The sequence below is a fragment of the Cellulophaga sp. HaHaR_3_176 genome (genome assembly GCF_019021925.1).
Lineage (GTDB): Bacteria > Bacteroidota > Bacteroidia > Flavobacteriales > Flavobacteriaceae > Cellulophaga.
On sequence record NZ_CP058990.1, the window covers coordinates 3,396,215 to 3,419,346 of the forward strand.

At 31.6% G+C, this 23,132-nt stretch carries 22 protein-coding genes; 13 read left to right on the forward strand and 9 right to left on the reverse strand.

Annotated features, from left to right (window positions below; translation table 11 throughout):
• Positions 1 to 12 precede the first annotated feature (12 nt).
• Positions 13 to 264: a hypothetical protein gene (locus H0I23_RS14925; protein WP_216784084.1), complete on the forward strand. Its 252-nt coding sequence runs from the start codon at positions 13 to 15 to the stop codon at positions 262 to 264.
• A 143-nt stretch (positions 265 to 407) separates the two neighbouring features.
• Here the strand turns inward: H0I23_RS14925 and thiL are convergent, their stop codons facing one another.
• Together thiL and H0I23_RS14935 are read right to left on the reverse strand one after the other, a co-directional pair.
• Positions 408 to 1,457: a thiamine-phosphate kinase gene (gene thiL, locus H0I23_RS14930; RefSeq protein WP_216784085.1), complete on the reverse strand. Its 1,050-nt coding sequence runs from the start codon at positions 1,455 to 1,457 to the stop codon at positions 408 to 410.
• Positions 1,458 to 1,590: 133 nt separating this feature from the next.
• Positions 1,591 to 2,541, reverse strand: coding sequence for a glycosyl transferase family 90 (locus H0I23_RS14935; protein ID WP_254073618.1), 951 nt, complete (start codon positions 2,539 to 2,541; stop codon positions 1,591 to 1,593).
• Positions 2,542 to 2,717: 176 nt separating this feature from the next.
• Between H0I23_RS14935 and H0I23_RS14940 the strand changes: the two genes are divergently transcribed.
• The 9 genes from H0I23_RS14940 to H0I23_RS14980 all read left to right on the forward strand — a co-directional run bounded on the left by H0I23_RS14940 (position 2,718) and on the right by H0I23_RS14980 (position 10,613).
• Positions 2,718 to 3,047: an iron-sulfur cluster assembly accessory protein gene (locus tag H0I23_RS14940; protein WP_216784086.1), complete on the forward strand. Its 330-nt coding sequence runs from the start codon at positions 2,718 to 2,720 to the stop codon at positions 3,045 to 3,047.
• A gap of 57 nt (positions 3,048 to 3,104) precedes the next feature.
• Entirely contained in the window at positions 3,105 to 4,550 is a 1,446-nt protein-coding gene (sufB, locus tag H0I23_RS14945) for a Fe-S cluster assembly protein SufB (protein WP_216784087.1), read from the forward strand.
• Positions 4,551 to 4,586: 36 nt separating this feature from the next.
• Positions 4,587 to 5,339: a Fe-S cluster assembly ATPase SufC gene (gene sufC / locus H0I23_RS14950; RefSeq protein WP_216784088.1), complete on the forward strand. Its 753-nt coding sequence runs from the start codon at positions 4,587 to 4,589 to the stop codon at positions 5,337 to 5,339.
• Positions 5,340 to 5,395: 56 nt separating this feature from the next.
• On the forward strand, positions 5,396 to 6,712 hold the full coding sequence (gene sufD / locus H0I23_RS14955) for a Fe-S cluster assembly protein SufD (RefSeq protein ID WP_216784089.1): 1,317 nt from the start codon (positions 5,396 to 5,398) through the stop codon (positions 6,710 to 6,712).
• A 197-nt stretch (positions 6,713 to 6,909) separates the two neighbouring features.
• Positions 6,910 to 8,124 (forward strand): aminotransferase class V-fold PLP-dependent enzyme, encoded by a 1,215-nt coding sequence (locus H0I23_RS14960; RefSeq protein ID WP_305853435.1) that lies wholly within the window; start codon positions 6,910 to 6,912, stop codon positions 8,122 to 8,124.
• Positions 8,125 to 8,229: 105 nt separating this feature from the next.
• Complete coding sequence (locus H0I23_RS14965) at positions 8,230 to 8,652, forward strand: SufE family protein (RefSeq protein ID WP_216784090.1); 423 nt, start codon at positions 8,230 to 8,232, stop codon at positions 8,650 to 8,652.
• Between the two features lie 48 nt (positions 8,653 to 8,700).
• The gene (locus tag H0I23_RS14970; protein ID WP_216784091.1) at positions 8,701 to 9,030 is read left to right on the forward strand and encodes an SUF system Fe-S cluster assembly protein; all 330 of its coding nucleotides are present in this window, start codon (positions 8,701 to 8,703) and stop codon (positions 9,028 to 9,030) included.
• Between the two features lie 65 nt (positions 9,031 to 9,095).
• Entirely contained in the window at positions 9,096 to 9,599 is a 504-nt protein-coding gene (locus H0I23_RS14975; protein ID WP_216784092.1) for a DUF2480 family protein, read from the forward strand.
• Positions 9,600 to 9,674: 75 nt separating this feature from the next.
• Entirely contained in the window at positions 9,675 to 10,613 is a 939-nt protein-coding gene (locus tag H0I23_RS14980; RefSeq protein ID WP_216784093.1) for a DUF3078 domain-containing protein, read from the forward strand.
• Between the two features lie 624 nt (positions 10,614 to 11,237).
• Here the strand turns inward: H0I23_RS14980 and hflX are convergent.
• Positions 11,238 to 12,449, reverse strand: a complete 1,212-nt coding sequence (gene hflX, locus H0I23_RS14985; protein ID WP_216784094.1) for a GTPase HflX — start codon at positions 12,447 to 12,449, stop codon at positions 11,238 to 11,240.
• Positions 12,450 to 12,523: 74 nt separating this feature from the next.
• Here hflX and H0I23_RS14990 point away from each other — a divergent pair, with 74 nt between their 5' ends.
• Complete coding sequence (locus H0I23_RS14990; RefSeq protein WP_216784095.1) at positions 12,524 to 13,498, forward strand: endonuclease; 975 nt, start codon at positions 12,524 to 12,526, stop codon at positions 13,496 to 13,498.
• Positions 13,499 to 13,657: 159 nt separating this feature from the next.
• Positions 13,658 to 15,871: a S8 family serine peptidase gene (locus H0I23_RS14995; protein ID WP_216784096.1), complete on the forward strand. Its 2,214-nt coding sequence runs from the start codon at positions 13,658 to 13,660 to the stop codon at positions 15,869 to 15,871.
• 5 nt (positions 15,872 to 15,876) lie between these two features.
• On the opposite strand, the gene H0I23_RS15000 is transcribed toward H0I23_RS14995, so the two are convergent.
• The 6 genes from H0I23_RS15000 to hemB all read right to left on the reverse strand — a co-directional run bounded on the left by H0I23_RS15000 (position 15,877) and on the right by hemB (position 22,106).
• Positions 15,877 to 16,599 (reverse strand): YARHG domain-containing protein, encoded by a 723-nt coding sequence (locus H0I23_RS15000; protein WP_216784097.1) that lies wholly within the window; start codon positions 16,597 to 16,599, stop codon positions 15,877 to 15,879.
• Entirely contained in the window at positions 16,592 to 17,305 is a 714-nt protein-coding gene (locus H0I23_RS15005; protein WP_216784098.1) for a 3'-5' exonuclease, read from the reverse strand. Before H0I23_RS15005 ends, H0I23_RS15000 begins: the two co-directional genes overlap by 8 nt.
• A 2-nt stretch (positions 17,306 to 17,307) precedes the next feature.
• Complete coding sequence (locus tag H0I23_RS15010; RefSeq protein ID WP_216784099.1) at positions 17,308 to 19,101, reverse strand: DUF4153 domain-containing protein; 1,794 nt, start codon at positions 19,099 to 19,101, stop codon at positions 17,308 to 17,310.
• A gap of 258 nt (positions 19,102 to 19,359) precedes the next feature.
• Positions 19,360 to 19,836: a methylated-DNA--[protein]-cysteine S-methyltransferase gene (locus H0I23_RS15015; protein WP_216784100.1), complete on the reverse strand. Its 477-nt coding sequence runs from the start codon at positions 19,834 to 19,836 to the stop codon at positions 19,360 to 19,362.
• Between the two features lie 2 nt (positions 19,837 to 19,838).
• Entirely contained in the window at positions 19,839 to 20,954 is a 1,116-nt protein-coding gene (locus H0I23_RS15020) for a CNNM domain-containing protein (protein WP_216784101.1), read from the reverse strand.
• Positions 20,955 to 21,116: 162 nt separating this feature from the next.
• Positions 21,117 to 22,106, reverse strand: a complete 990-nt coding sequence (gene hemB, locus H0I23_RS15025) for a porphobilinogen synthase (RefSeq protein ID WP_216784102.1) — start codon at positions 22,104 to 22,106, stop codon at positions 21,117 to 21,119.
• A 150-nt stretch (positions 22,107 to 22,256) separates the two neighbouring features.
• Here hemB and H0I23_RS15030 point away from each other — a divergent pair, with 150 nt between their 5' ends.
• A complete protein-coding gene (locus H0I23_RS15030; RefSeq protein ID WP_216784103.1) occupies positions 22,257 to 23,132 on the forward strand; it encodes an ABC transporter ATP-binding protein in 876 nt (291 codons plus the stop codon).

Consider the following 23,132-nt stretch of genomic DNA (forward strand, 5'->3'; position numbering starts at 1 on the left):
AAAACTTATCATATGAAAAAAGTACTTTCTAACTGTGAATCAAAATTCCATTCTTTATGCTGTTCTATTTTTGGGCATCATTATTCAGTTTCGAAAAAAGTCACTTTACATATTAAAGAATATAAGTGTATTCATTGTGAAAGAGAAGTAACAACCGATGCTAATGGTAAGCTTTCGCAATTAACACCGGAGATGCAAGAAATTAATGCAGCCTTAGAAAAATTATATCAAAAGAAACATCCATCGCCACAACAAGTGGCATAATTATGCTTGGCAAATAAATTTCGGTCGTGGGTGGCCTAGAAATTTAAACATATTCCTAAAAGCTTTATTACATCTATCTTCATTATAACCGTATGCCCTACGGGTATAATATTATGGTGTGTATTGTTCTTTTGGGAATTTTTTTATTCCGCTTTAAAAGAATTCCACCCTTGAGCAGTTAATTCAATTTTTGAACCAGCTCTTGAAACTAAATTAGCTCCTTGGCTTTTATCTGTAATATGACCAATTACCGTCAAGTTTGGATTCCCTTTTATTTTGTCAAAATCTTTCTGATCAATAGTAAATAGTAGCTCATAGTCTTCGCCGCCACTTAATGCAACTACAGTACTATTTAATTGAAATTCTTCACAAGAAGAGATTACTGTAGGGTCCAAAGGAATTTTTTCTTCATACAAATCACAACCAACATCACTTTGTTTACAAATATGTAAAATTTCAGAAGATAGACCGTCACTTATATCAATCATCGAAGTAGGTTTTACTTCTAGTATTTTTAAAGTTTCGATAATGTCTTTACGAGCCTCAGGTTTCAATTGTCTTTCAACAATGTAAGAGTAAGGTTCTAAATCAGGCTGGCTGTTTGGGTTAACTTTAAAAACCGCTTTTTCGCGCTCTAAAACTTGAAGTCCCATGTATGCTCCACCTAAATCACCAGAAACTACTAATAAATCGTTTGGTTTTGCACCATTTCGGTAAGTTGTATCTTCTTCATTAATTTCACCTAAAGCAGTAATGCTTATAAGTAAACCGGTTTTAGATGAGGTGGTGTCTCCACCAATTAAATCAACGTTAAATTTTGCTGTAGCTAAACCAATACCTGCATACAGTTCTTCCAATGCCTCTAAAGGAAATCTGTTAGAAATAGCAACTGAAACAGTAACTTGTGTAGCAACGGCGTTCATTGCGTAAATATCAGATAGGTTTACCATTATAGCTTTATACCCTAAATGTTTTAAAGGCATGTAGCTTAGGTCGAAATGAACACCCTCAATCAATAAATCTGTAGAAACAACCACTTTTTTATTGTTAAAATCCAAGATAGCGGCATCATCGCCAATACCCTTAATTGTAGATTTTTGGGTAATAGGAAATCCTTCTGTCAAATGGTCAATTAATCCAAATTCACCTAATGATTCTATTGAAGTTCTTTTTTGTTCTTTATCTTCTATCATGCTGCAAAAATAAGAAGTATAACCGTAACTAATATTTTTTTGACACTGAAATGTTTAATTGTGGTAAAGCATTTGTGTTTTTAGATGAACAAAGATTTTTGTGGTACTATTTGTAGTTAAGATTTATGACTAATTAAAAACGTAGCGCGTTATTCTGACCTGATAATTCGGCATACTTTTCTAATACTTTTAAGCAGAGTAGATCTTCTTTTTTTTTGTCTTGAAACATTTTTACGTGAGTGTGAGCATTTTTTATAATTTGCTCAGCTTCAGTAGTATTATTTATATAGTACTTTATTTTTTCTTCAAGGTCAGCGCAATCGTTTTCAACTTCAACATAATGTACGCCAGCTTTAAGTGTGCCTTCCATAAACCAAGTTTCAAAATTAGGTTTTGGCATTATACATAATGAGTTTGATGACATTGCCCACTTTAAATTTGTAGCAACATCATTACCTTCTGGGCAAAAAATAAATTTGTAATTTAACTGCTCTTCGATAGTCAAAAAACCTTTTACCCATGGCTCATTGTTTTCAAGTTTATTTACTTGTCCGATATCGCATAGGGGGTGGTTCCAATATGTTTTTGCAAAGTCTGTTCGTAATTTATGCCACGCTTTTCCGCGCCATACCAATTGGTTTTTTTTATCAGAAAACTTATTCGAATCATTAACCCATTGAAAGTGTCGTCTTTTATTTAATTTAAATAATATTGAGTTGGCGTTTTCGCCAGCTATTGGTCTAGCTTTGAATAGTGTAGGGTATGAGTTAATGTGTGTTTCATCTCCAAAATGATATACAAATGAAACGTTAGGCTTAAAGTAATGGAGAAATTCTTTTAAGTCGAAAAAATAGGTGGTGCTCTTTGTTTTTTTAAAATTTTTGACAGCCACAGCCTCTTTTGGAAGGTTAAAACTTTGTGTTACTTTAAAATAGTAATTGAGTCTATTTTGTATTTCAGATGGATCACATTTAACTTCGTAGGCTTTTATTTTTTCAAAATAATTTTTGAAATAAAAACTCGGCATTGCGTTTCTTGTGAAATTTCTTAAATAATAAAAAAGCTTAATGTCATCTAGTTTCATATCAAACAAAAATATAAAGTAAGTGTTAATTCATATCTATTTTACTGAATATTTTAATGACTGATTTATAATAATAAAATCTTATGGTAGTATTTGTTATATTAATGTTAGGAAATATGGATAAAAGCGACATATACCTTATCTTTGTAAATCACTTAGATTAAATCTAATTAAGTATGATTCAAGTATCGGAAACGGCAAAAAAAAGAGTCGTCTCTCTAATGACAGAGGAGGGATTTGATTCGTCTAAAGATTATGTTCGTGTTGGTGTGAAAAGTGGTGGTTGCAGTGGGCTATCTTACGAGCTTAATTTTGATGATAAAATAGGGGAAACTGACAAAATTTTTGAAGATAATGATGTGAGAATTATTGTTGAGAAAAAGAGTTTTCTTTATTTGGTTGGGACAATTTTAGAATATTCAGGAGGTCTTAACGGTAAAGGGTTTGTTTTTAATAATCCTAACGCACAAAGAACGTGTGGTTGTGGTGAAAGTTTTTCACTATAGAAAAATGAAATAATTAATCAGTGGCAAGCAATTGTCTTTGATAAATTTAAAAATATTATGGCGTATACAGAAGAAGAGCTGAAAAAAGAATTAGAAACCAAAGAATATGAATATGGTTTTTATACTGATATAGAGTCAGATACATTCCCTATCGGATTAAATGAAGATATTGTTCGTGCTATTTCTAAAAAGAAAAACGAACCACAGTGGATGACTGATTGGCGTATTGAGGCTTACCGAGTTTGGGAAAAAATGGAAGAACCAGAATGGGCTAATGTTCATTATGAGAAACCAGACTTTCAAGCTATTTCATATTATTCTGCTCCTAAAAAAAATGATCCTAATAAATCGTTAGATGATGTAGATCCTGAGTTATTAGAGATGTACAAGAAATTAGGAATTTCTGTTGATGAACAAAAGAAATTACAAAATGTTGCGGTTGATATTGTAGTAGATTCAGTATCTGTTGCTACAACTTTTAAAAAGACGTTAGGTGAAAAAGGAATTATTTTTATGCCAATATCTGAAGCTATTCAAGAGCATCCAGAATTGGTTAAAAAATACATAGGTTCTATTGTACCAACTACTGATAATTTTTATGCAGCACTAAATTCAGCTGTTTTTACAGATGGTAGTTTTTGTTACATTCCAAAAGGTGTTCGTTGCCCAATGGAATTATCAACATATTTTAGAATTAACCAAGCAGGTACAGGTCAATTCGAAAGAACTTTAGTAATTGCGGATGAAGGTAGTTATGTAAGTTATCTAGAGGGTTGTACTGCACCATCGCGTGACGAGAATCAATTGCATGCTGCTGTTGTAGAGCTTATCGCTTTAGATGATGCTGAAATTAAATATTCTACCGTGCAAAACTGGTTCCCTGGAAATAAAGAGGGTAAAGGTGGAGTTTACAATTTTGTAACTAAAAGAGCTTTGTGTGAGAAAAATGCAAAAGTATCTTGGACACAAGTAGAAACTGGTTCGGCAGTAACTTGGAAGTATCCTTCTTGTATTTTAAAAGGAGATAACTCTATCGGAGAATTTTATTCTATCGCAGTTACTAACAACTACCAACAGGCAGATACAGGTACAAAAATGATTCATTTGGGTAAAAATACCCGAAGTACAATTATATCAAAAGGTATTTCAGCAGGTAAATCTCAAAATAGTTATAGAGGTTTAGTTCAAATAAATAGTAGAGCAGACAATGCGCGTAACTTCTCGCAATGTGATTCTCTTTTAATGGGTAATGAATGTGGCGCACATACTTTCCCGTACATTGAAGTAAAAAACAAAAGTGCTCAAATAGAGCACGAGGCTACAACCAGTAAAATTGGTGAAGATCAATTGTTCTATTGTAATCAAAGAGGGATACCTACAGAAAAAGCGATTGCATTAATTGTAAATGGCTTTAGTAAAGAGGTATTAAATAAACTACCAATGGAATTTGCAGTAGAGGCACAAAAACTTTTGGAAATTAGTTTAGAAGGTTCAGTAGGATAAAAAAATAATTAGAAAAGATATTAAATCACAATCAGGATGTTACAAATAAAAAATCTACATGCAAGTGTAGAAGGTAAAGAAATCTTAAGAGGAATTAACTTAGAAGTTAAAGCAGGTGAAGTACATGCTATAATGGGGCCTAACGGTTCTGGTAAGAGTACGTTATCTTCTGTTATTGCTGGTAAAGAAGAGTTTGAGGTTACCGAAGGTCAGGTTATTTTAGAAGGTGAAGATTTAGAAGATGTTTCTCCTGAAGAAAGAGCCCATAAAGGTATTTTCTTATCTTTTCAATATCCAGTTGAAATTCCAGGTGTTTCTGTAACAAATTTCATGAAAACCGCTATTAACGAAGGTCGTAAGGGCAGAGGTTTAGATGATATGCCAGCAAAAGATATGCTGAAATTGATTCGTGAAAAGTCTGAAATGTTAGAAATTGATCGTAAATTTTTATCTCGTTCGTTAAACGAAGGTTTTTCAGGTGGAGAGAAAAAACGTAACGAAATTTTTCAAATGGCTATGTTAGAACCAAAATTAGCAATCTTAGATGAAACTGATTCTGGTTTAGATATTGATGCTCTTCGTATCGTATCTAACGGTGTTAATAAACTTAGAAGTAAAGATAATGCTGTAATTGTAATTACCCATTACCAAAGGTTGTTAGAGTATATAGTGCCTGACTTTGTTCACGTTTTACATAATGGTAAAATAGTTAAATCTGGAGGAAAAGAATTGGCTCTAGAATTAGAAGAAAAAGGGTACGATTGGCTTAAAAACGAACCAGTACTTTAAACAAATAGTAAATTAGTTGAGGATTTTTAATTTTTGACTTCACAATATTTAGACACATGAGTTTAAAAGATAAATTAGTTTCTTCTTTTATGGCATTCGAGAACAATATAGATGTAGAGCATCCTGTTCATGAAGTGCGTTTAGAAGCTTTGAAAAATTTTGAAACTAAAGGGTTTCCTACAAAAAAGGACGAAGCTTGGAAGTATACATCATTAAATAGTATTCAGAAAATAGATTTCAGTATTTTTCCTAAAGAAGCTGCTACTATTGAATATAAAGACGTAAAAAAGTATTTTATTAATGAGATAGATACTTATAAAATCGTTTTTATTGATGGTATTTATAGTTCTTATCTTTCTGAAACTACACATGATGGTGTAGATATTTGTTTAATGAGCTCTGCATTGTCAAAGCCAATGTACAAGCAAATTATAGATGTGTATTTTAATAAAATAGCATCTAAAGACGATTCTTTAACGACGTTGAATACAGCATTCAGTAGAGAGGGCGCTTACATTTATATTCCGAAAAATAAAATGCCTAAAAAGCCAATTGAAATACTTCATTTTGCTACAGGTAACGAGGCTTCTATTATGTTGCAACCTCGTAATTTAATTGTTGTTGAAGAAAATGCTGAGGTTCAAATATTAGAGCGTCACCAGAGCTTAACTACAAATGAAGTGTTGACGAATTCGGTGACTGAAATTTTTGCAGCAAAAAGTGCAATTGTAGATTACTATAAAATTCAGAATGATGCAGAAAATGCTTCATTGATAGATAATACATACGTTAACCAAAAAGGTAAGAGTCTTGTTAAAGTACATACATTTAGCTTTGGAGGTAAAATGACACGTAACAACTTAAACTTTTATCAGAATGGAGAATATATAGACTCTACGATGAAAGGAGTTACTATTTTAGGAGATAAGCAGCATGTAGATCACCATACTTTAGTACACCACATTGAGCCAAACTGTGAAAGCCACCAAGATTATAAAGGTATTTACGGAGAGAATTCTACAGGTGTTTTTAATGGTAAAATTATAGTAGAAAAGTTAGCTCAGAAAACGAACGCTTTTCAAAAAAATAATAACATTTTAATTAGTGATAAAGCTACGATCAACTCAAAACCTCAATTAGAGATTTTTGCTGATGATGTAAAATGTTCTCATGGTTGTACTATTGGCCAGTTAGATGAAGATGCTCTGTTTTACCTACAATCTAGAGGTATTCCTAAAAAAGAAGCAAGAGCGCTATTAATGTATGCTTTTGCTAATAACGTTTTAGAGAGTGTGCGCATACCAGAATTAAAAGTTAGAATTAATAAATTGATTGCTAAAAAATTAGGTGTAAACCTTGGTTTTGATTTGTAATTAAATTTATTATCATATATAATCCCTTAAGGCAAATTGCTTTAAGGGATTTTTTTTTCTACGCTAGATTAATACTTTTGTTTATAGCAATAAGTATTAGAGTAATTTTTAATTAGAACCCTTATCGACTTATAAAGGTTCTAAATTTTATTAATATCTAAGGCATAGTCGGTATCTTTGTAATTAATACTTTTACTATGATAAACGTTACTAAAATCCGTGAAGATTTCCCTATTCTTAAAAGAGAAGTAAACGGAAAACCTTTGGTTTATTTTGATAATGCAGCAACATCACAAACGCCGCAACAGGTTATTGATGTTATTGTAGATTATTATAGCAATTACAATGCAAATATACACCGAGGTGTACATTCGCTTTCGCAAGAGGCAACGGATAAATATGAGCAAGCTAGAATAAAAATTCAGAAGCATTTTAATGCAGCTAAAGCCCATGAAATTATATTTACATCAGGTACAACACATAGTATTAACCTAGTTGCAAACGGCTTTACGACATTGTTAAAAAAAGGAGATGAAATTATAGTTTCTGCTTTAGAACATCATTCAAACATTGTGCCTTGGCAAATGCTTTGTGAGAGAACAGGTGCTGTTTTAAAAGTTATACCAATGAATTTAAATGGAGAACTTGTGATGAGTTCTTATCATGATTTATTGTCAGATAAAACGAAACTTGTTTTTTGTAATCATGTATCAAACGCTTTAGGTACAGTAAATCCTATAGAAGAAATTATAAATGCAGCACATAAAGTAGGTGCGGCTGTTTTAATAGACGGAGCTCAGGCAGCACCACATATAAAAGCAGATGTACAGGCTTTAAATGCTGATTTCTATACGGTTTCAGCTCATAAAATTTGCGGACCAACAGGTGAAGGTATTTTATATGGAAGAGAAGAGTGGTTGAATAAACTTCCTCCATATCAAGGTGGTGGTGAAATGATTGCAGAAGTTACTTTCGAGAAAACTACTTACGCTGATTTACCTCATAAATTTGAAGCAGGTACACCTAATATTTGTGGGGGTATTGCTATGGCTGCTGGTTTAGATTATATGAACGCAATAGGTTTTGATGAAATTGCAGCATATGAACATGAGCTTTTAAAATATGCAACTCAAAAACTTCTTGAAATTGAAGGATTGAAAATTTATGGTACATCTGAAAATAAAACGGCAGTTATTTCTTTTAATTTAAATGGAATACACCCTTATGATATAGGTTCAATTTTAGATAAATTAGGAGTTGCAGTTCGTACAGGTCACCATTGTGCACAACCAATTATGGATTTCTTTAAAATTCCGGGAACGGTAAGAGCTAGCTTTAGCTTTTATAATACTAAAGAAGAAATTGATGTGATGGTTGCAGCTGTTAAAAAAGCAAAATCTATGTTAGAATAGATTCCTTGTCAAGCAAACCTGTTATCATTTTCTTAATCAAATAAATCAAATCGATACTTATTGTATTTTTGCATCGAAGTATAATTTATTTCAGAAAAACAAACTATGACTATTAAAGAAATACAAGCAGAAATTGTAGACGAATTTTCAATGTTTGAAGATTGGATGCAACGTTACGAATATATGATAGAGCTAGGGAAGTCACTTCCTTTAATAGACGAGCAATATAAAACTGACGATAATATTATAAAAGGATGTCAAAGTAAAGTTTGGGTTCATGCAGATTTAAATAATAAAAAATTAGCCTTTACAGCAGATAGTGATGCTATTATTACGAAAGGAATTATTGCAATTTTAATACGTGCTTTTAGCGATCAAAAACCACAAGATATTATTGATGCAGATACCGAATTTATTGATGAAATTGGGTTAAAAGAACACTTGTCTCCTACAAGAGCAAATGGGCTGGTAAGTATGATTAAGCAAATAAAATTATACGCGATTGCATACCAAACCCAAATAGGATAGGTAAAACAAACTTTTTATATTAAAAGTTTAAATAAAATTAAAAATACTATGAGCGAAGAAACTTTTGTAGATACTCAAGAACTAGGAGAAAAAATTGTAAATGTTTTAAAAACTATTTACGATCCAGAAATACCTGTTGATATATATGAATTAGGCCTTATTTATGATGTTTTTGTAAATGAAGATAATGAAGTAAAAATATTAATGACCTTAACATCTCCTAATTGCCCAGTTGCAGAGTCTTTACCAGCAGAGGTAGAAGAAAAGGTAAAGTCTTTAAATGAAGTAAAAGATGCAGAGGTTGAAATTACTTTTGATCCACCTTGGACACAAGAATTAATGAGTGAAGAGGCTAAGTTAGAATTAGGGATGCTTTAATTAGGCAATACCCTTCTCATATCTAATTAATAAGAGATTTTTTTCTTTTATAAGGCGTTAAAACGATGGATGAAATAGTAAACAGAGTATCAGAAAGTAAGTTAATTACTTTTGATTTAGAAGATTATTACCCAAAAGGTAATCGTGTTGTTATTGATGTAAAAGATTGGCTTTATGAAGGCTTTATTCTTAGGGAGAAAGAATTTAGATCGACTCTTGAAAGTCATGACTGGCTACAGTATAAAGATGCTTATATAGCGCTTGGGTGTTCTAGTGATGCTATAATACCTGGTTGGGCGTATATGCTTATGACGACTAAATTGCAAACAGTAGCTAAAAAGGTTATTGTAGGCAGTTTAGAAGATTTAGAAACATCACTATATCAAACAATTATTGAAAATTTAGACGTTACTGATTTTAAAGATAAACCTGTGATTATAAAGGGATGTAGTAAAAAACCAGTCCCAGCAAACGCATATGTATTTGCAACTGCAAAAATACAGGTTGTCGCTAAAAGTATAATGTATGGAGAAGCATGTTCTTCTGTGCCATTATATAAAAGAAAATGATTTTTTGAAATGTTTTTTCAACAACAATTATTACTTTTGCGCTTCAAAATTTTTAAACACTAAACATTAAACATTATGAAAAAATTAGTATTCACATTAGTAGCTACTTTTGCAATTGCAACTAGTTACGCACAAACAGTTACTGCTGATGAACTTAAGGCAGAACAAGCGCCTAAAAAAGAATCTATAGCAGCATTACAAGCTGAAGTTGATGCTTTACAAGCGAGAATTGATGCGATTCCTTCTTATGGATGGAAAAAAGGTGCTTTTGGTACTATCGGTGGTAGTATTTCTGGTTTTAACAACTGGTATGCACAAGGAACTCCAAACAACAACTCAGGTAACATTGGTTTTACAGTAAACGGTTTTGCAAATCTTAATCAAGAAAAATTCTTCTGGAGAAACTCTACTAATATTAACCTTGCGTGGGTAAAATTAGACGATAAAGATGATGCTAACGATAGCGATGATTTTGAAGCAACTACGGATGTTTTTACAATAACATCTTTATACGGTCGTAAGATAAGTGAAAAGTTTGCTATATCTGGTTTAGCAGAATACAGAACTACGTTATTAAATAACTTCAATAATCCAGGATACCTAGACCTAGGTGTTGGTGCTACTTGGACTCCTATTCAAGATTTAATAGTAGTTATTCACCCATTAAACTACAACTTTGTATTTAGTGATAACGATTCTGTTTTCGAATCTTCTTTAGGTGCTAAAATTGTTGCAGATTATACAAGACAATTAGGAGCTGTAAACTTTAAGACAAACTTATCTATGTTTCAAAGTTACGAAAGTGGTGATTTATCTAACTTAACTTGGACAAACTCTTTCGGTTATACATTGTGGAAAGGTATTGGAGTTGGTTTTGACTTTGGTTTAAGAAGTAACAAACAAGAAGCTTTAAACTATTCTTTAGCTCAAACTCCTGCTACAGCAACTTCATTTGACGATGTAGATAATAAATTACAAACATATTACATGGTTGGTTTAAACTATTCTTTCTAAGAATAATAAACTACCACATTGTAGTAATAAAAAACGCCCTTCTGTAATAGAAGGGCGTTTTTTGCTTTAAAGTAGGAAGGACTCAATAAGATTTGAATACTGTATAATCATTGTTAATCTAGTGTTTCGATTTGGGAATCTATTCACTCGTTTTGTATTTTTCGAAACCTTACTTATATGGGGTATAGCAATGTTGCTTAAATACTTTGTAAAGGTAAAGCGACTAAATCTTTTTCACCCTTTTTTTGTTGTGAAGCATTTCTATTTTGTTGTGTGTCTTATGAACGGTAGTTTATTTCCGACAAATAGTAAATTCAGGTATGTATTAAACAAAAAAAACTCTTAAGGGTTGACTTAAGAGTTTTAATAGGGTATTGTATAACCCAAAGTATTTTAAAGCTTTTCGTAGGTCAAGCGCACAATTTGGGGAAATAACACGCTTTAGGTTAATTATAATGAAACTTGGGGTGAACACTATCTTAAACTTACATCAAAGATAATACGTTTGTTAGTGTTTACTAAATTGTTGTTGCCAAGTCAGTAGTTTTTGTTGTGAAAAAACTAACGGTACTTTTTAATCGATTAACTACTTAATATCGAAAATAGTGAGTAGGAAAAAGATGACTAGTATTCATCTAAATGTTCTGGATACAGAAAATTATTATACGGAAAACGAGTTACATGAATGTCTCTTACCTCATCATAAACTCTTTTTCTAAATTCATCTAAATTTTCATTATTCAAAGCAGATATAAATAAAGCTCTATCTCCAACTTTACGCATCCAAGTGTGTCTCCATTCATCTAGCGTAAAATGTTTCTCTGTACGCTCAGTAATTAAATCATCTTCTTCAATAGTTTCATGATTGTATTGATCAATCTTATTAAAAACCATAATTACCTTTTTATCTGCGCTATCTATTTCACCTAAAATTTTATTAACTGAAGCAATATGCTCTTCAAATTGTGGGTGAGATATATCAACAATATGTAAAAGTAAATCAGCTTCACGAACCTCGTCTAAGGTACTTTTAAAGCTTTCTACCAACTGTGTTGGTAGTTTTCTAATAAAACCAACGGTATCTGTAAGTAAAAACGGCAAATTACCCAATACAACTTTACGAACAGTAGTATCTAAAGTTGCGAAAAGTTTGTCTTCAGCAAAAACTTCACTTTTACTAACGACATTCATTAGGGTAGATTTCCCAACATTGGTGTACCCTACTAAGGCAACTCTAACTAAGGCTCCTCTATTGCCTCTTTGCGTTTCCATTTGCCTGTCAATCTTAGTCAACTTTTTCTTTAGCAAAGCAATTCGGTCACGTACAATACGTCTATCTGTTTCAATTTCAGTTTCACCAGGACCACGCATTCCAATACCACCTTTTTGGCGCTCTAAGTGAGTCCATAAACCTGTTAACCTAGGTAAAAAGTATTCATATTGAGCTAGTTCAACTTGTGTTCTAGCAGAGCTAGTTTGTGCTCTTTGAGAAAATATATCTAGTATTAAAGTTGTTCTATCTAAAATTTTACAGTTTAACTGTTTTTCAATATTTCGTTGCTGACCAGGCGATAACTCATCATCGAAAATGACACAACCAATGTTGTGCTCTTCAATGTACATTTCAACATCTTTCATTTTACCACTACCTATATATGTTTTAGGGTTGGGTACATCAATTTTTTGTATGAAACGCTTAAAAACCTCGCCTCCTGCTGTATAGGTTAAGAATTCTAATTCATCTAGATATTCTTTTACTTTTACTTCCGATTGATCTCTAGTGATAACACCAATAAGGACCGTACGTTCGTAATCTATTTTTTTCTGTTCTAACATATAACAAATTAAAGTGCAAATCTAAGGAATACTACTGTAGCTATTTTGTATTTTTGGTAGCCAAGTTATAAAATATGTTTTTTTCTTATTTCAAAAAAAAGTCTAATAACAGCCTTTTTACAATAGCCTTTTACAATTTAGAAAATCTTTTCGACACAATCGACCATCCTAAGAAGTTAGATGGTGATTTTACACCGAACGGAAAGTTAAACTGGACTCCACAGCGGTATAAATCAAAATTAAATAAACTTGGTTCTACCATTGCAAAGATAGGGTTTAAAAAAGCAGGTAAAACACCTGCAATAATAGGAGTTTGTGAAGTAGAAAATAAAACTGTAGTTAAAGATTTGATAGCGAATGAAGCGCTTAAGAAAGCTAAGTATTCTTTTGTTCATTATGATTCGCCTGATGAGCGAGGTATAGGAAACGCACTTATTTATGATGATCGTTATTTTAAAGTAATTTCTTCAGAACCAATTCCTCTTCTTGTTTATAATTTAGATGGTAATCAAGACATGACACGCGATATACTTTATGTACACGGAGAACTAAATGGAGAGAAAGTACATGTTTTTGTAAACCACTGGCCATCAAAGAGAGATGGTGGTGCAGAGACAGAATATAAAAGAATAAAAGCTTCTGAAACCATATTAAATTATATGTCTAGTATTGAAGAAAATCATGCGAGTCCTAATTACATTATTATGGGCGACTTTAATGATGGTCCAAAATCAAAAAGTATAAAAAAATTAGTCAAAAGTAAAGGACTCTATAACCCTATGGAGAAGTTACTAACTCCGAAAAGAGGCAGTGCTAATTATAAATTCAATTGGATGCTTTTTGATCAAATTATTATATCTCATAGTTTTTTAAATTACGAAAAGAAAACCCATAGTTATGATACTTCAAATATATTCGATGAGCATTTTCTAACAGAATTTAAAGGTAAATTTAAAGGAAGCCCTTTTAGAACATATGTAGGTCGTAGATATTTAGGTGGTTATAGTGATCATTTCCCTGTTTACCTTCAATTAAAATTGAATAAATAAAAAATCGAATAAATAGGTTGTATTTTTTTTATTGAATAGGCTCTTCATTAAAACGATGATGGTATTTGTGTATTTCGTCGAAATTAACATGTTTTTTGTCGATGAATATTTTTGATTTGTGTAAGTTTGTAGTCCAAAACTTACCTATCAAAACCTATTATGTTCTACTATACAACTTTAAAACAGTATGTTTTTTTATGTCTTACACTATTTTTAGTAGTAGGATGTGTTAGCGTATCTAACGCGCAATCGAAACAACAGGTTAAAAAAATTCAATCAAAATATAAAGTAAATAACCTTCTTAAGGTTAGAGAGAATTTAAATTTTGAATTTATCCAAAAAGAAAAAAGCTTAGTAAACTTTGCTAAAGCTAATGGCTTAAAACTATCTGAAACTCTAGAAAACGGAAATGAAATTGCTTTAGTTGATATTGGCGAAGATGGTACTCCTATATATTACAGCACATTTAGAAACAGCTCAAGTGAAGTATCTAGAGCAAATGCATTGTATGAAGGTGGGTTGTTAGATTTAGGTATTAGTGGCGAGGGTATGCAAGTTGGGCTTTGGGATTCAGGATCTGCTTTATTAACGCATCAAGAATTTAATAATAGAGCACAAAATACAGATAGTGCAGAAGAAATTAGCTCACATGCAACTATGGTTTTAGGAGCTATGATATCTTCAGGAATTAAACAAAAAGCTAGAGGTGTTGCTTATAGCGCCACGGCAATTAGTAGCGATTGGAGAGGTGATAAAGTTGAGGTAGCTAATGCAGCAGCAAACGGCTTACTTTTATCTAACCACTCTTACGGTATTAGACCTGATTTTATTCCAGATTGGTATTTTGGTGCATACTTAAAAGTATCTCAAGATTGGGATAAGATTATGTATAACGCTCCTTATTACTTGATGGTTACTGCAGCAGGAAATTCTCAAAAACAAAATTTTAATGCGGCTCCAATTTATGGGAAAAGTACTGATGGTTTTGATTTATTACTTGGTTTTTCTACCTCTAAAAACGGAATAAATGTTGCAGGTGTAGATACAAGTGTTGATGTTCAAGGAAATTTAAAAAATGCACAAGTAGCAGCCTATAGTAGTCATGGGCCGACTGATGATGGTAGAATCAAGCCTGATATTGCGGGTTGTGGTGCTAATATTTTTTCAACAGAAGCGGCAAACGATAAAAGTTACGATACATATACAGGAACATCAATGGCAGCGCCAGGTATTACAAGTGCAATGTTATTGCTACAAGAGTATTATAACCGTTTAAATTCTAATTTTATGAGAGCCGCTACTTTAAAAGGTTTGGTTTTACATACAGCTGATGATGTAAGTGCTCCAGGGCCAGATTATAAAATGGGTTGGGGTGTTATGAATGCTAAAAATGCAGCCGAACTTATTGTTGCAACGGAGTATTCATCATTAATAATAGAAGAAGAGTTAAAAGATAATGAAACATATACTATTACAGTAGATGCGAAAGAAGGAGAAGCTTTAATAGCTTCGATATCTTGGACAGACCCTGCGGGAAATTTTATTAATAAAGGTCTTTTAAATAATACAACGGCAGCGTTAGTAAACGATTTAGATATTGTAGTTACTAAAAATGATGAGGTGTACTTGCCTTGGAAATTAAACCCATCAAATGTAAATGCTGATGCCGTAAAAGGTGATAATAAAGTAGACCCGTTTGAAAAGGTTGAAGTTGAAAATGCTGCAGGAACATATACTATAACGGTAAAACATAAAGGTGCAATTACAAACAACATTCAAGATTTTTCTTTAATTGTTTCAGGTGCAGCCATATCAAATTGTAAAGTAGAAACTCCTAAAGATTTTAGTACTGTGTCTCCTGAAGAAGATGCAATACAATTGAATTGGAACATTGCAGATGATGCTTTTTTTGAAGTACAGTATAAAGTAGAAAACACGGATGAATGGTCAACAGTTTTTGTTGATGCTAATGAAATTAAACTACAACACTTAACTAATGGTAATAAGTATGTGGTAAGAGTTAGAACAAATTGTACAGAAAATATTTTTTCAGACTTTTCTGAAGAGTTAGTTTTTGAGTTTAAAGGAGAAGATACTTTAGCTGTTTTTGAAACTGAAAAAGAAGAGCTTTCTATTATAGATGAAAAGTTAAAATTTACTGTTCACCCAAACCCAACAACAGATCAAATTAATATTGATGGGCAGTTAAGTAAAGAGGCTTATTACAGTATTGTTTCAAGTACAGGTACAATGCTTAAAAAAGGAAGAGCAGATTATAAGGCTATTAATGTAGATGATTTGTCTACAGGGTTTTATTCACTTACTATTTTTGATGACGGTGAGCAGCAATCAATGAAGTTTATCAAAAACTAAAACAATTATTTAGATTCATTTTTTTTGATTGTTTTAATATTCTGTTTTTCTAATTCTGTCAACATGTTTTCTACAGATTTATATTGTGGTTTATACCATTTAGTTTTTGAAAAGTAAGTATCCATTTTTTCTCCTTTTGAGAAAACGTAACCATAACGCGCATAAATTTCATTACGCATAAGTTGTAATTCTGAAGATGTATATTTCTTTAAATCTTCTAATTTTAGTAATTGAGTTGATGCTTGAGTATAATTTCCAAGCTCGTAATGTATGTTTATAGGGTAGTTTACTGTACCTATTTCATAACCATTATAGCTAGGTTCATCCATCCATGGTTTATCAATCTTCAGACCTGATATAGGTTCTTTGCCGTTATCATAAACTACAAATTCGCCATTGTAACTATCAGAGAAAAATTTAGAACCCTCAATTCGAATATTTTGTAGGTTTATATGTTCTGGAATCCAACCTGTAGAATTTTCATTCCAATGTCCAGTTCTTATTTGTCCATAAACAGTGCTATCGACAACTATTAAAATAAAATCTGATTCCCCTTCCGATTCTCCAAAATGATAAACACTTTCGTAATCTTTTATATTTTCAACATTCCATGGCGACACCTTAGATTCGTCAATTTCAGACCAACCGATACGTTGTGAGTTTATTGTGTTACTTGATAGTATGCCAATTAAAATAGTAAATAAAACTTTAAGCTTCTGATTATACATTTTTAACCTCATCATCTTTTAATAAATCATCGTTCCTTAATCGTAAAAAAACTTGAGCAGTAGTTATAACATCTAGCTCACAATATTTTACTATTCTTTCAATATTATTATCGTTATAAAATACTTGCCTAACCATGCTGCCATCAATATCTCCTTTAGGTGATGGTATTCCAAGCACGTTTGCCATTAGTTTTAATGATGTAAAATGCTTGTAGTCTCCAAACTTCCATAATTCCATTGTGTCTATATGCGATATTTCCCATGGCTTCTTTCCAAATAAATTAAGTTTAGAAGGTAAGTCAATGCGGTTTATAAGCATTCTGCGAGCTATGTAAGGAAAATCAAACTCCTTAGCGTTGTGGCCACACAAAACATACTTAGGGTGGTTAAAATGACCGTCTAGTAAATTTTTAAACTCTTTTAATAATTTACTCTCTTCACCATGAAAAGTTGTAACTCTAAAACTGCGAGAATCTCCATTAATATTAAAATATCCAACAGAAATACAAACTATTTTACCAAACTCGGCCCAAATACCTGCACGTTCGTAAAACTCTTCTGAAGTAAATTCATCTTTTCTCTGATATTGCGATTTGTGGTCCCAAAGCTCTTTTTTATCATCACTTAAATTTTGATAATTTTCTTCTTCAGGTACGGTTTCAATATCTAAAAATAAAATATGCTCAAGGTTTGTTTTTTGTAACATGATTACTGTTTTTTTATGAAAAGAAAAGCTTGAATATGAGTCAATTCTATAATATTTACTTCAGTATTGAAACTCAAATTTGAAAATATCATTTTTGCAGATAATTCTTCAGAAGTCACTTCAATCGTTAAATCTTCTTTACTTGCCTCGTTTAAATTAGTACTAAACTTTGAGAGCTCTTTTAGCTTATCAAGCAAAGGAATTTCAATTTTCACAGTAGTATCGTTCTTTAAGCGAATTGAAATTTCTTTTTCAGTCATATTTAAATTAACAATAAGGTCATTACTTGTAATTTCTCTTTCAGAGTTAAAATACTCAAGGTAGATAAACTCATCGAAATTAGAAATATCTTCAACATGTTTTAAGTTACTAGAATTGTTTAGGTAGTAATATTTAGTGTTATTGTTAGATTTATTTATTGAGGTAGAGTCTAATTTAATGGCTAAAGTTTCCCAAATTTTATAATTATCTAAGCTCCCATGTTCTGATTTTTCATTTATAGGCTCTTCTCTATAATTTTCAAGAGTAAGGTTAGTTGTTTTATCTAAAATAGAAACTGATTTTTTTTTCTCTAAATATTTTAAAATAGATTTTAACCTATCTAACTCATCATAAGTAGCAGTATTATTATCTTCTTTAATTTTAAAAAATAGATTTTCAAATTGTCTTGCTTGGCTATTGTTTGATACTGAAAACGCGCCCCATAACCCAAAAGATGATAATATAGCAATGCAAAATAAAGATATTGGTATAACTTTTAAAGCCTTTGTTTTACTAAACAATATGTATAGTATAATTCCAATATTCCAAAATGCAAAAGCTAAAATAAAATAGCGATTTTCTGTAATACCATAATCATTAACTCTTCTGAAAATAGCTACAAATAATAATATATTTAAGGGGATTAACAATAAATAAAACCATGGTTGAAATTTGTTAATCGTCCATGATTTAATATTTTTTTGAAATGGATTTATCATAACCTGAATTACATAGCCTAAAATAGAAAGTGCAATTACTAAATATGAAACCCAACCTTTAGGAAGCTCCCACTGTATTAAAATTTTTAATGTGTATGCATACAAGATTATAATGTATAATAGTACTAACGGAATTAGTATATATTTCACCAAAACTTCAAGTGCTTTTTCAAACTCGATTTCTGTGTTTTTAAATATGTTTTTAGGAAAATCAGATAGGTATATCCAAGTATTAACAACCCCTAAACAAAACACAAATAATTGGCCATAACGTTTTCCTCTAATTGTTATTTCAAAAAGAGCATCTATCGCGACTAAAGCTAAACTCAACCCTAAATAAAGAATGAAGGAAAAAAACAAGCTTCTAATAATCGCAATTGCAGTAAGCCGTAAGTAATTCCAATAGGCATTTTTGTCCCATTTGGTAATGAATGGAGAGAAAAGAGTAAATAAATGCCCGCCAATTAAATAGAGGAAAAAACGAAATATGTATTCTATATTTTGATTGTAATTTTCAAAACTAGGAATGTATAAATAGAAAAGAAAGAGCAGACCTAACATAATCAATTTTAAAAATTGCCATTTTTTAGGGTTCTTAAATTGCTCTATAAAAAACTGTACTCCTATAAGCCAGCTAACACCAAGTAACAATGTTAATGAAAGATTATAATTAGAATCAAAAGGGTTGCTATTATTTTGTTCAAATTGATAAATGAAAAATAACGATCCGAAAACAGACCAAAGTATGGTTATAGGAAATCTTTTAAATGCATTTTGAGCCTTATCTGTTATATCAGAAAGTGATGGTAGTTTCATAGTTGAATTATAGCTAAATATAACTCAAATTTATAAATATTGTAGTGTCAAAACCACACTGTATTCCGTGAAATTGTGATTATAAGTAGTGTCTAGTCTAAAAATGCAGAACAAACTGGCTAGTTTGTTTTAAGTCTATTGTACAAGTATGGTTTTATAATATTTAACTTTTAGAGTCGAAAAAACATCGGTAAAATACTAAGAAATAGAATAATTATTAGTGATTAATATTTTTACAAACTAACTAGTTTGTGAAATTTAAAATAAGGAAGCTTGCTTGTATGGGCTTTCGTGCTCTAAAAGCCATTGTTTGCGATGCAAACCACCGGCATAACCTGTTAATGAACCGTCGCTGCCAATTACACGATGGCAAGGCACGATAATCCAAAGTGGATTTCTTCCGTTTGCAGATGCAACAGCTCGTATTGCTTTAACATCGCCTAAGTTTTTTGATAGCTGTAAATATGATGTGGTTTTCCCAAATGGAATGTCTGATAAAGCATTCCAAACCTTTTTCTGGAAATCAGTTCCTTCAGGGTTTAGCTCTAAATCAAACGTTTGTCTCGTTCCTTCAAAATATTCTCTAATCTGATATACAGCATCTTCTAAAACTTCAGGAATTACAGTCGTAATTTCTTCATTACTTTCTAAAACAGAAAATACTGAAAGACCATTTTCATCGCCTATAATTTTTGCGACACCTAAGGGTGTGTTTATGAAAACAGTTTCTTCCATTTTTACTTAGGCTTTTGTTCAATTACACCACTTTCTTTGGCTCTGTTTTCCCAGTTTTTACGAGCTAATACTTGTAAGTCAGCAATATTATCACTTTCGTCCATTATTTCAAGCCCTAATAGGGTTTCAATAACATCTTCCATAGTAACTAAACCGCTAACAGAACCATATTCATCAACAACTAAAGCAATTTGTTCTCTTTTTGAAATTAGGGTGTCAAAAAGTTGAGGTATTGGAGTATTTCTATTTGTGATTAAAAGTTCTCTTTTTATTTCAGATAGCGGAGTTTCGCCATTTTTATTTATAATCTCTTCAAGAATAATATCTTTAAGTACAAATCCAGTGATATTATCTACTTTATCACTATAAATTGGAATTCTCGAAAAATGTAGTTTAGGGTTTTCTTTAAAAAACTCTAAAATTGTTTTTTTATCAGAGGCTATTTTTACAACAGCTCTAGGCGTCATAATATCTTTAACCAATACCTGGTCAAACTTTAGTAAATTTTTAATGATAGTAGATTCTGATTTTTGAAAAACACCTTCTTCATGTGCAATATCAGTCATAGCAGTAAAATCTTCTCTACTTAAAACACTCCCATGGTGTCCTTTTCCTCCAACTAATTTTGTAAAAAGTTGTAAAATCCAAAGTAATCCGGTCCATTTTAAACCAAGAACCATAATTTTCAGTGTCTTAGCTGTAAAATTTGCCAATTGTCTCCAATACGTAGCACCAATAGTTTTAGGTATAATTTCAGAAGCAATCAAAATTAAAATTGTCATTACTGTAGATACTACACCCACCATTAAATCTTCAGAAAAACTAATGCCTAAAATTGTTTGTTGATTTGTACCATACATTTCAGCATAGGCTACTTTTGCCTGTACACCAACCAAAATAGCACCAACAGTATGCGCAACAGTATTAATAGTAAGTATGGCAATTAAAGGTTTGTCTACATCATTTTTTAACTCTTCGAGTGTTGCAGCGTATGTTTTTCCTTCTTTTTTCTTCACATTCACAAAAGTTGGAGAAATACTCAAAAGAACAGCTTCAAGAATGGAGCATAAAAAAGAGAAGAAGATTGATATAAGAGCGTAAAAAATAAGAAGACCCATAGATTGAATTTAAAAGACTAAGATACCAATAATTTGATGAGATTTTAATCTATTCGATTGGTTTAATGACTTTGTAAAAGATTTTTTGAATTTAATTTTACTTTAAAAAAGCAGCATTTTATAAATTATAGAAGTTATAATTTATAAAATGCTTTGATTTTTTTAGCCTAAAATTCGAACAACGTCTTTAGCAAAATAACTTGCAATAACACTTGCTCCAGCTCTTTTTATTGCTGTAAGTTGCTCCATAACTACGGCGTCATGGTCAACCCATCCTTTTTCAGCAGCTGCTTTAACCATAGCATATTCTCCACTTACTTGATATACTGCAACGGGTACATCTACTTCGTTTTTTATTTCGCGAACAATATCTAAATAGCATAAACCAGGTTTCACCATAACAATATCGGCGCCTTCATCAATATCCATATTAGTTTCTCTAATAGCTTCAAATCTATTAGAATAATCCATCTGATAAGTTTTCTTGTCTTTCGGTATATTATCCTGATCTACAGGAGCAGAGTCCAAAGCATCGCGAAAGGGACCATAAAAAGCACTAGCATATTTTGCACTGTAACTCATTATGCCAGTATCAATAAAACCTTCATCTTCTAATGCTTCTCTGATGGTCATAATACGGCCATCCATCATATCGCTTGGTGCAACAAAATCAGCGCCAGCTTCAGCATGAGAAACACTCATTTCAGCTAAAAGCTCAGTAGTTTCATCATTAAGTATTTGTCCGTTTTCAACAATACCATCATGGCCATAAATAGAATAAGGATCAAATGCTACATCTGTCATAACAACCATACCTGGGCAAGCATTCTTAACTGTCTTAATAGCGCGTTGCATTAAGCCTTTTGGGTTAACTACTTCTTTGCCTTTATTGTCTTTTAAGTTATCAGGTACCTTTACAAATAGCAAAACAGAGCGTAGCCCCATTTTCCAAAGCTCTTTAGCTTCTTTTTCTAAATTATCTAAACTCAGCCTGTAATAATTAGGCATAGAAGCTATTTCTTCTTTTATACCTTTTCCTTCTACAACAAAAAGAGGTACTAAAAAATCATTAGGAGAAATAATTGTTTCTCTAATTAAGCTACGAATAACTTCATTTTTACGGAGTCTTCTGTTTCTTATCAATGGGAACATATTAGTGGTGTTAATATTTATAACAAAGATATAGTATCAAAAATAAAAGGACGATTAGTTAGATTTAAAATAAGTTACTTAATATTGTAACAATAGTCAGAATAATACTACTCGTATAGGTATTAAATAACCACCATTAAAATAATTATTATGCTTTCCATTCAAAATTTAAATAAAACGTATCCAAATGGTACAAAGGCTTTAAATAATGTGAATCTAGAAATAGAAAAAGGCATGTTCGGTCTTCTTGGGCCTAATGGCGCTGGAAAATCAACACTAATGAGAACTATTTCAACGCTTCAGTTAGCAGACAGTGGCATTATTAATTTCGATGGAATAGATGTTTTTAATCAACCAGAAGAGTTAAGAAAAGTGTTAGGGTATTTACCACAAGATTTTGGTGTTTATCCAAAAGTTTCTGCAGAGATGATGTTAAATCATATCGCAAAAATTAAAGGTATTCTTAATGCTAATGACCGTAAGGCATATGTTGCTGATCTTTTAAATAAAGTAAACCTATATAAATTCAGAAAAAGAAATTTAGGTGATTATTCTGGCGGTATGCGTCAACGTTTTGGTATAGCCCAAGCCCTTATTGGTAACCCGAAATTAATTATTGTTGATGAGCCTACAGCTGGTTTAGATCCTTTAGAACGTAATAGATTTCATAATTTATTGAGCGAGTTAGGTGAGGAAGCGGTCGTGATTTTGTCAACTCATATTGTTGATGATGTCGTTAATTTATGTGCCAATATGGCTATTTTTAATCAAGGTTCTGTAAATATACAAGGCCACCCGTTAGAGTTAGCCAATTCACTTAATGACAAAGTATATCGTAAAAAAATTGATAAAAGCGAGGTAGAGCATTACCAGTCTGAATATATGGTTTTGTCTAGTTATTTAAGAAGCGGTAATATGAATGTTAATGTTTTCAGTGATTCACACCCAGGTGATGGTTTTGAAATTATAAATAATGATTTAGAAGATTTCTATTTCTATAGTATCAACCAATCTGAAACGTTGTAA

Bases quoted from the DNA above. Each gene is read 5' to 3' on its own strand.
- H0I23_RS14925 (WP_216784084.1), top strand. From the start codon at position 13: ATGAAAAAAGTACTTTCTAACTGTGAATCAAAATTCCATTCTTTATGC.
- thiL (WP_216784085.1), bottom strand. From the start codon at position 1,457: ATGATAGAAGATAAAGAACAAAAAAGAACTTCAATAGAATCATTAGGT.
- H0I23_RS14935 (WP_254073618.1), bottom strand. From the start codon at position 2,541: ATGAAACTAGATGACATTAAGCTTTTTTATTATTTAAGAAATTTCACA.
- H0I23_RS14940 (WP_216784086.1), top strand. From the start codon at position 2,718: ATGATTCAAGTATCGGAAACGGCAAAAAAAAGAGTCGTCTCTCTAATG.
- sufB (WP_216784087.1), top strand. From the start codon at position 3,105: ATGGCGTATACAGAAGAAGAGCTGAAAAAAGAATTAGAAACCAAAGAA.
- sufC (WP_216784088.1), top strand. From the start codon at position 4,587: ATGTTACAAATAAAAAATCTACATGCAAGTGTAGAAGGTAAAGAAATC.
- sufD (WP_216784089.1), top strand. From the start codon at position 5,396: ATGAGTTTAAAAGATAAATTAGTTTCTTCTTTTATGGCATTCGAGAAC.
- H0I23_RS14960 (WP_305853435.1), top strand. From the start codon at position 6,910: ATGATAAACGTTACTAAAATCCGTGAAGATTTCCCTATTCTTAAAAGA.
- H0I23_RS14965 (WP_216784090.1), top strand. From the start codon at position 8,230: ATGACTATTAAAGAAATACAAGCAGAAATTGTAGACGAATTTTCAATG.
- H0I23_RS14970 (WP_216784091.1), top strand. From the start codon at position 8,701: ATGAGCGAAGAAACTTTTGTAGATACTCAAGAACTAGGAGAAAAAATT.
- H0I23_RS14975 (WP_216784092.1), top strand. From the start codon at position 9,096: ATGGATGAAATAGTAAACAGAGTATCAGAAAGTAAGTTAATTACTTTT.
- H0I23_RS14980 (WP_216784093.1), top strand. From the start codon at position 9,675: ATGAAAAAATTAGTATTCACATTAGTAGCTACTTTTGCAATTGCAACT.
- hflX (WP_216784094.1), bottom strand. From the start codon at position 12,449: ATGTTAGAACAGAAAAAAATAGATTACGAACGTACGGTCCTTATTGGT.
- H0I23_RS14990 (WP_216784095.1), top strand. From the start codon at position 12,524: ATGTTTTTTTCTTATTTCAAAAAAAAGTCTAATAACAGCCTTTTTACA.
- H0I23_RS14995 (WP_216784096.1), top strand. From the start codon at position 13,658: ATGTTCTACTATACAACTTTAAAACAGTATGTTTTTTTATGTCTTACA.
- H0I23_RS15000 (WP_216784097.1), bottom strand. From the start codon at position 16,599: ATGTATAATCAGAAGCTTAAAGTTTTATTTACTATTTTAATTGGCATA.
- H0I23_RS15005 (WP_216784098.1), bottom strand. From the start codon at position 17,305: ATGTTACAAAAAACAAACCTTGAGCATATTTTATTTTTAGATATTGAA.
- H0I23_RS15010 (WP_216784099.1), bottom strand. From the start codon at position 19,101: ATGAAACTACCATCACTTTCTGATATAACAGATAAGGCTCAAAATGCA.
- H0I23_RS15015 (WP_216784100.1), bottom strand. From the start codon at position 19,836: ATGGAAGAAACTGTTTTCATAAACACACCCTTAGGTGTCGCAAAAATT.
- H0I23_RS15020 (WP_216784101.1), bottom strand. From the start codon at position 20,954: ATGGGTCTTCTTATTTTTTACGCTCTTATATCAATCTTCTTCTCTTTT.
- hemB (WP_216784102.1), bottom strand. From the start codon at position 22,106: ATGTTCCCATTGATAAGAAACAGAAGACTCCGTAAAAATGAAGTTATT.
- H0I23_RS15030 (WP_216784103.1), top strand. From the start codon at position 22,257: ATGCTTTCCATTCAAAATTTAAATAAAACGTATCCAAATGGTACAAAG.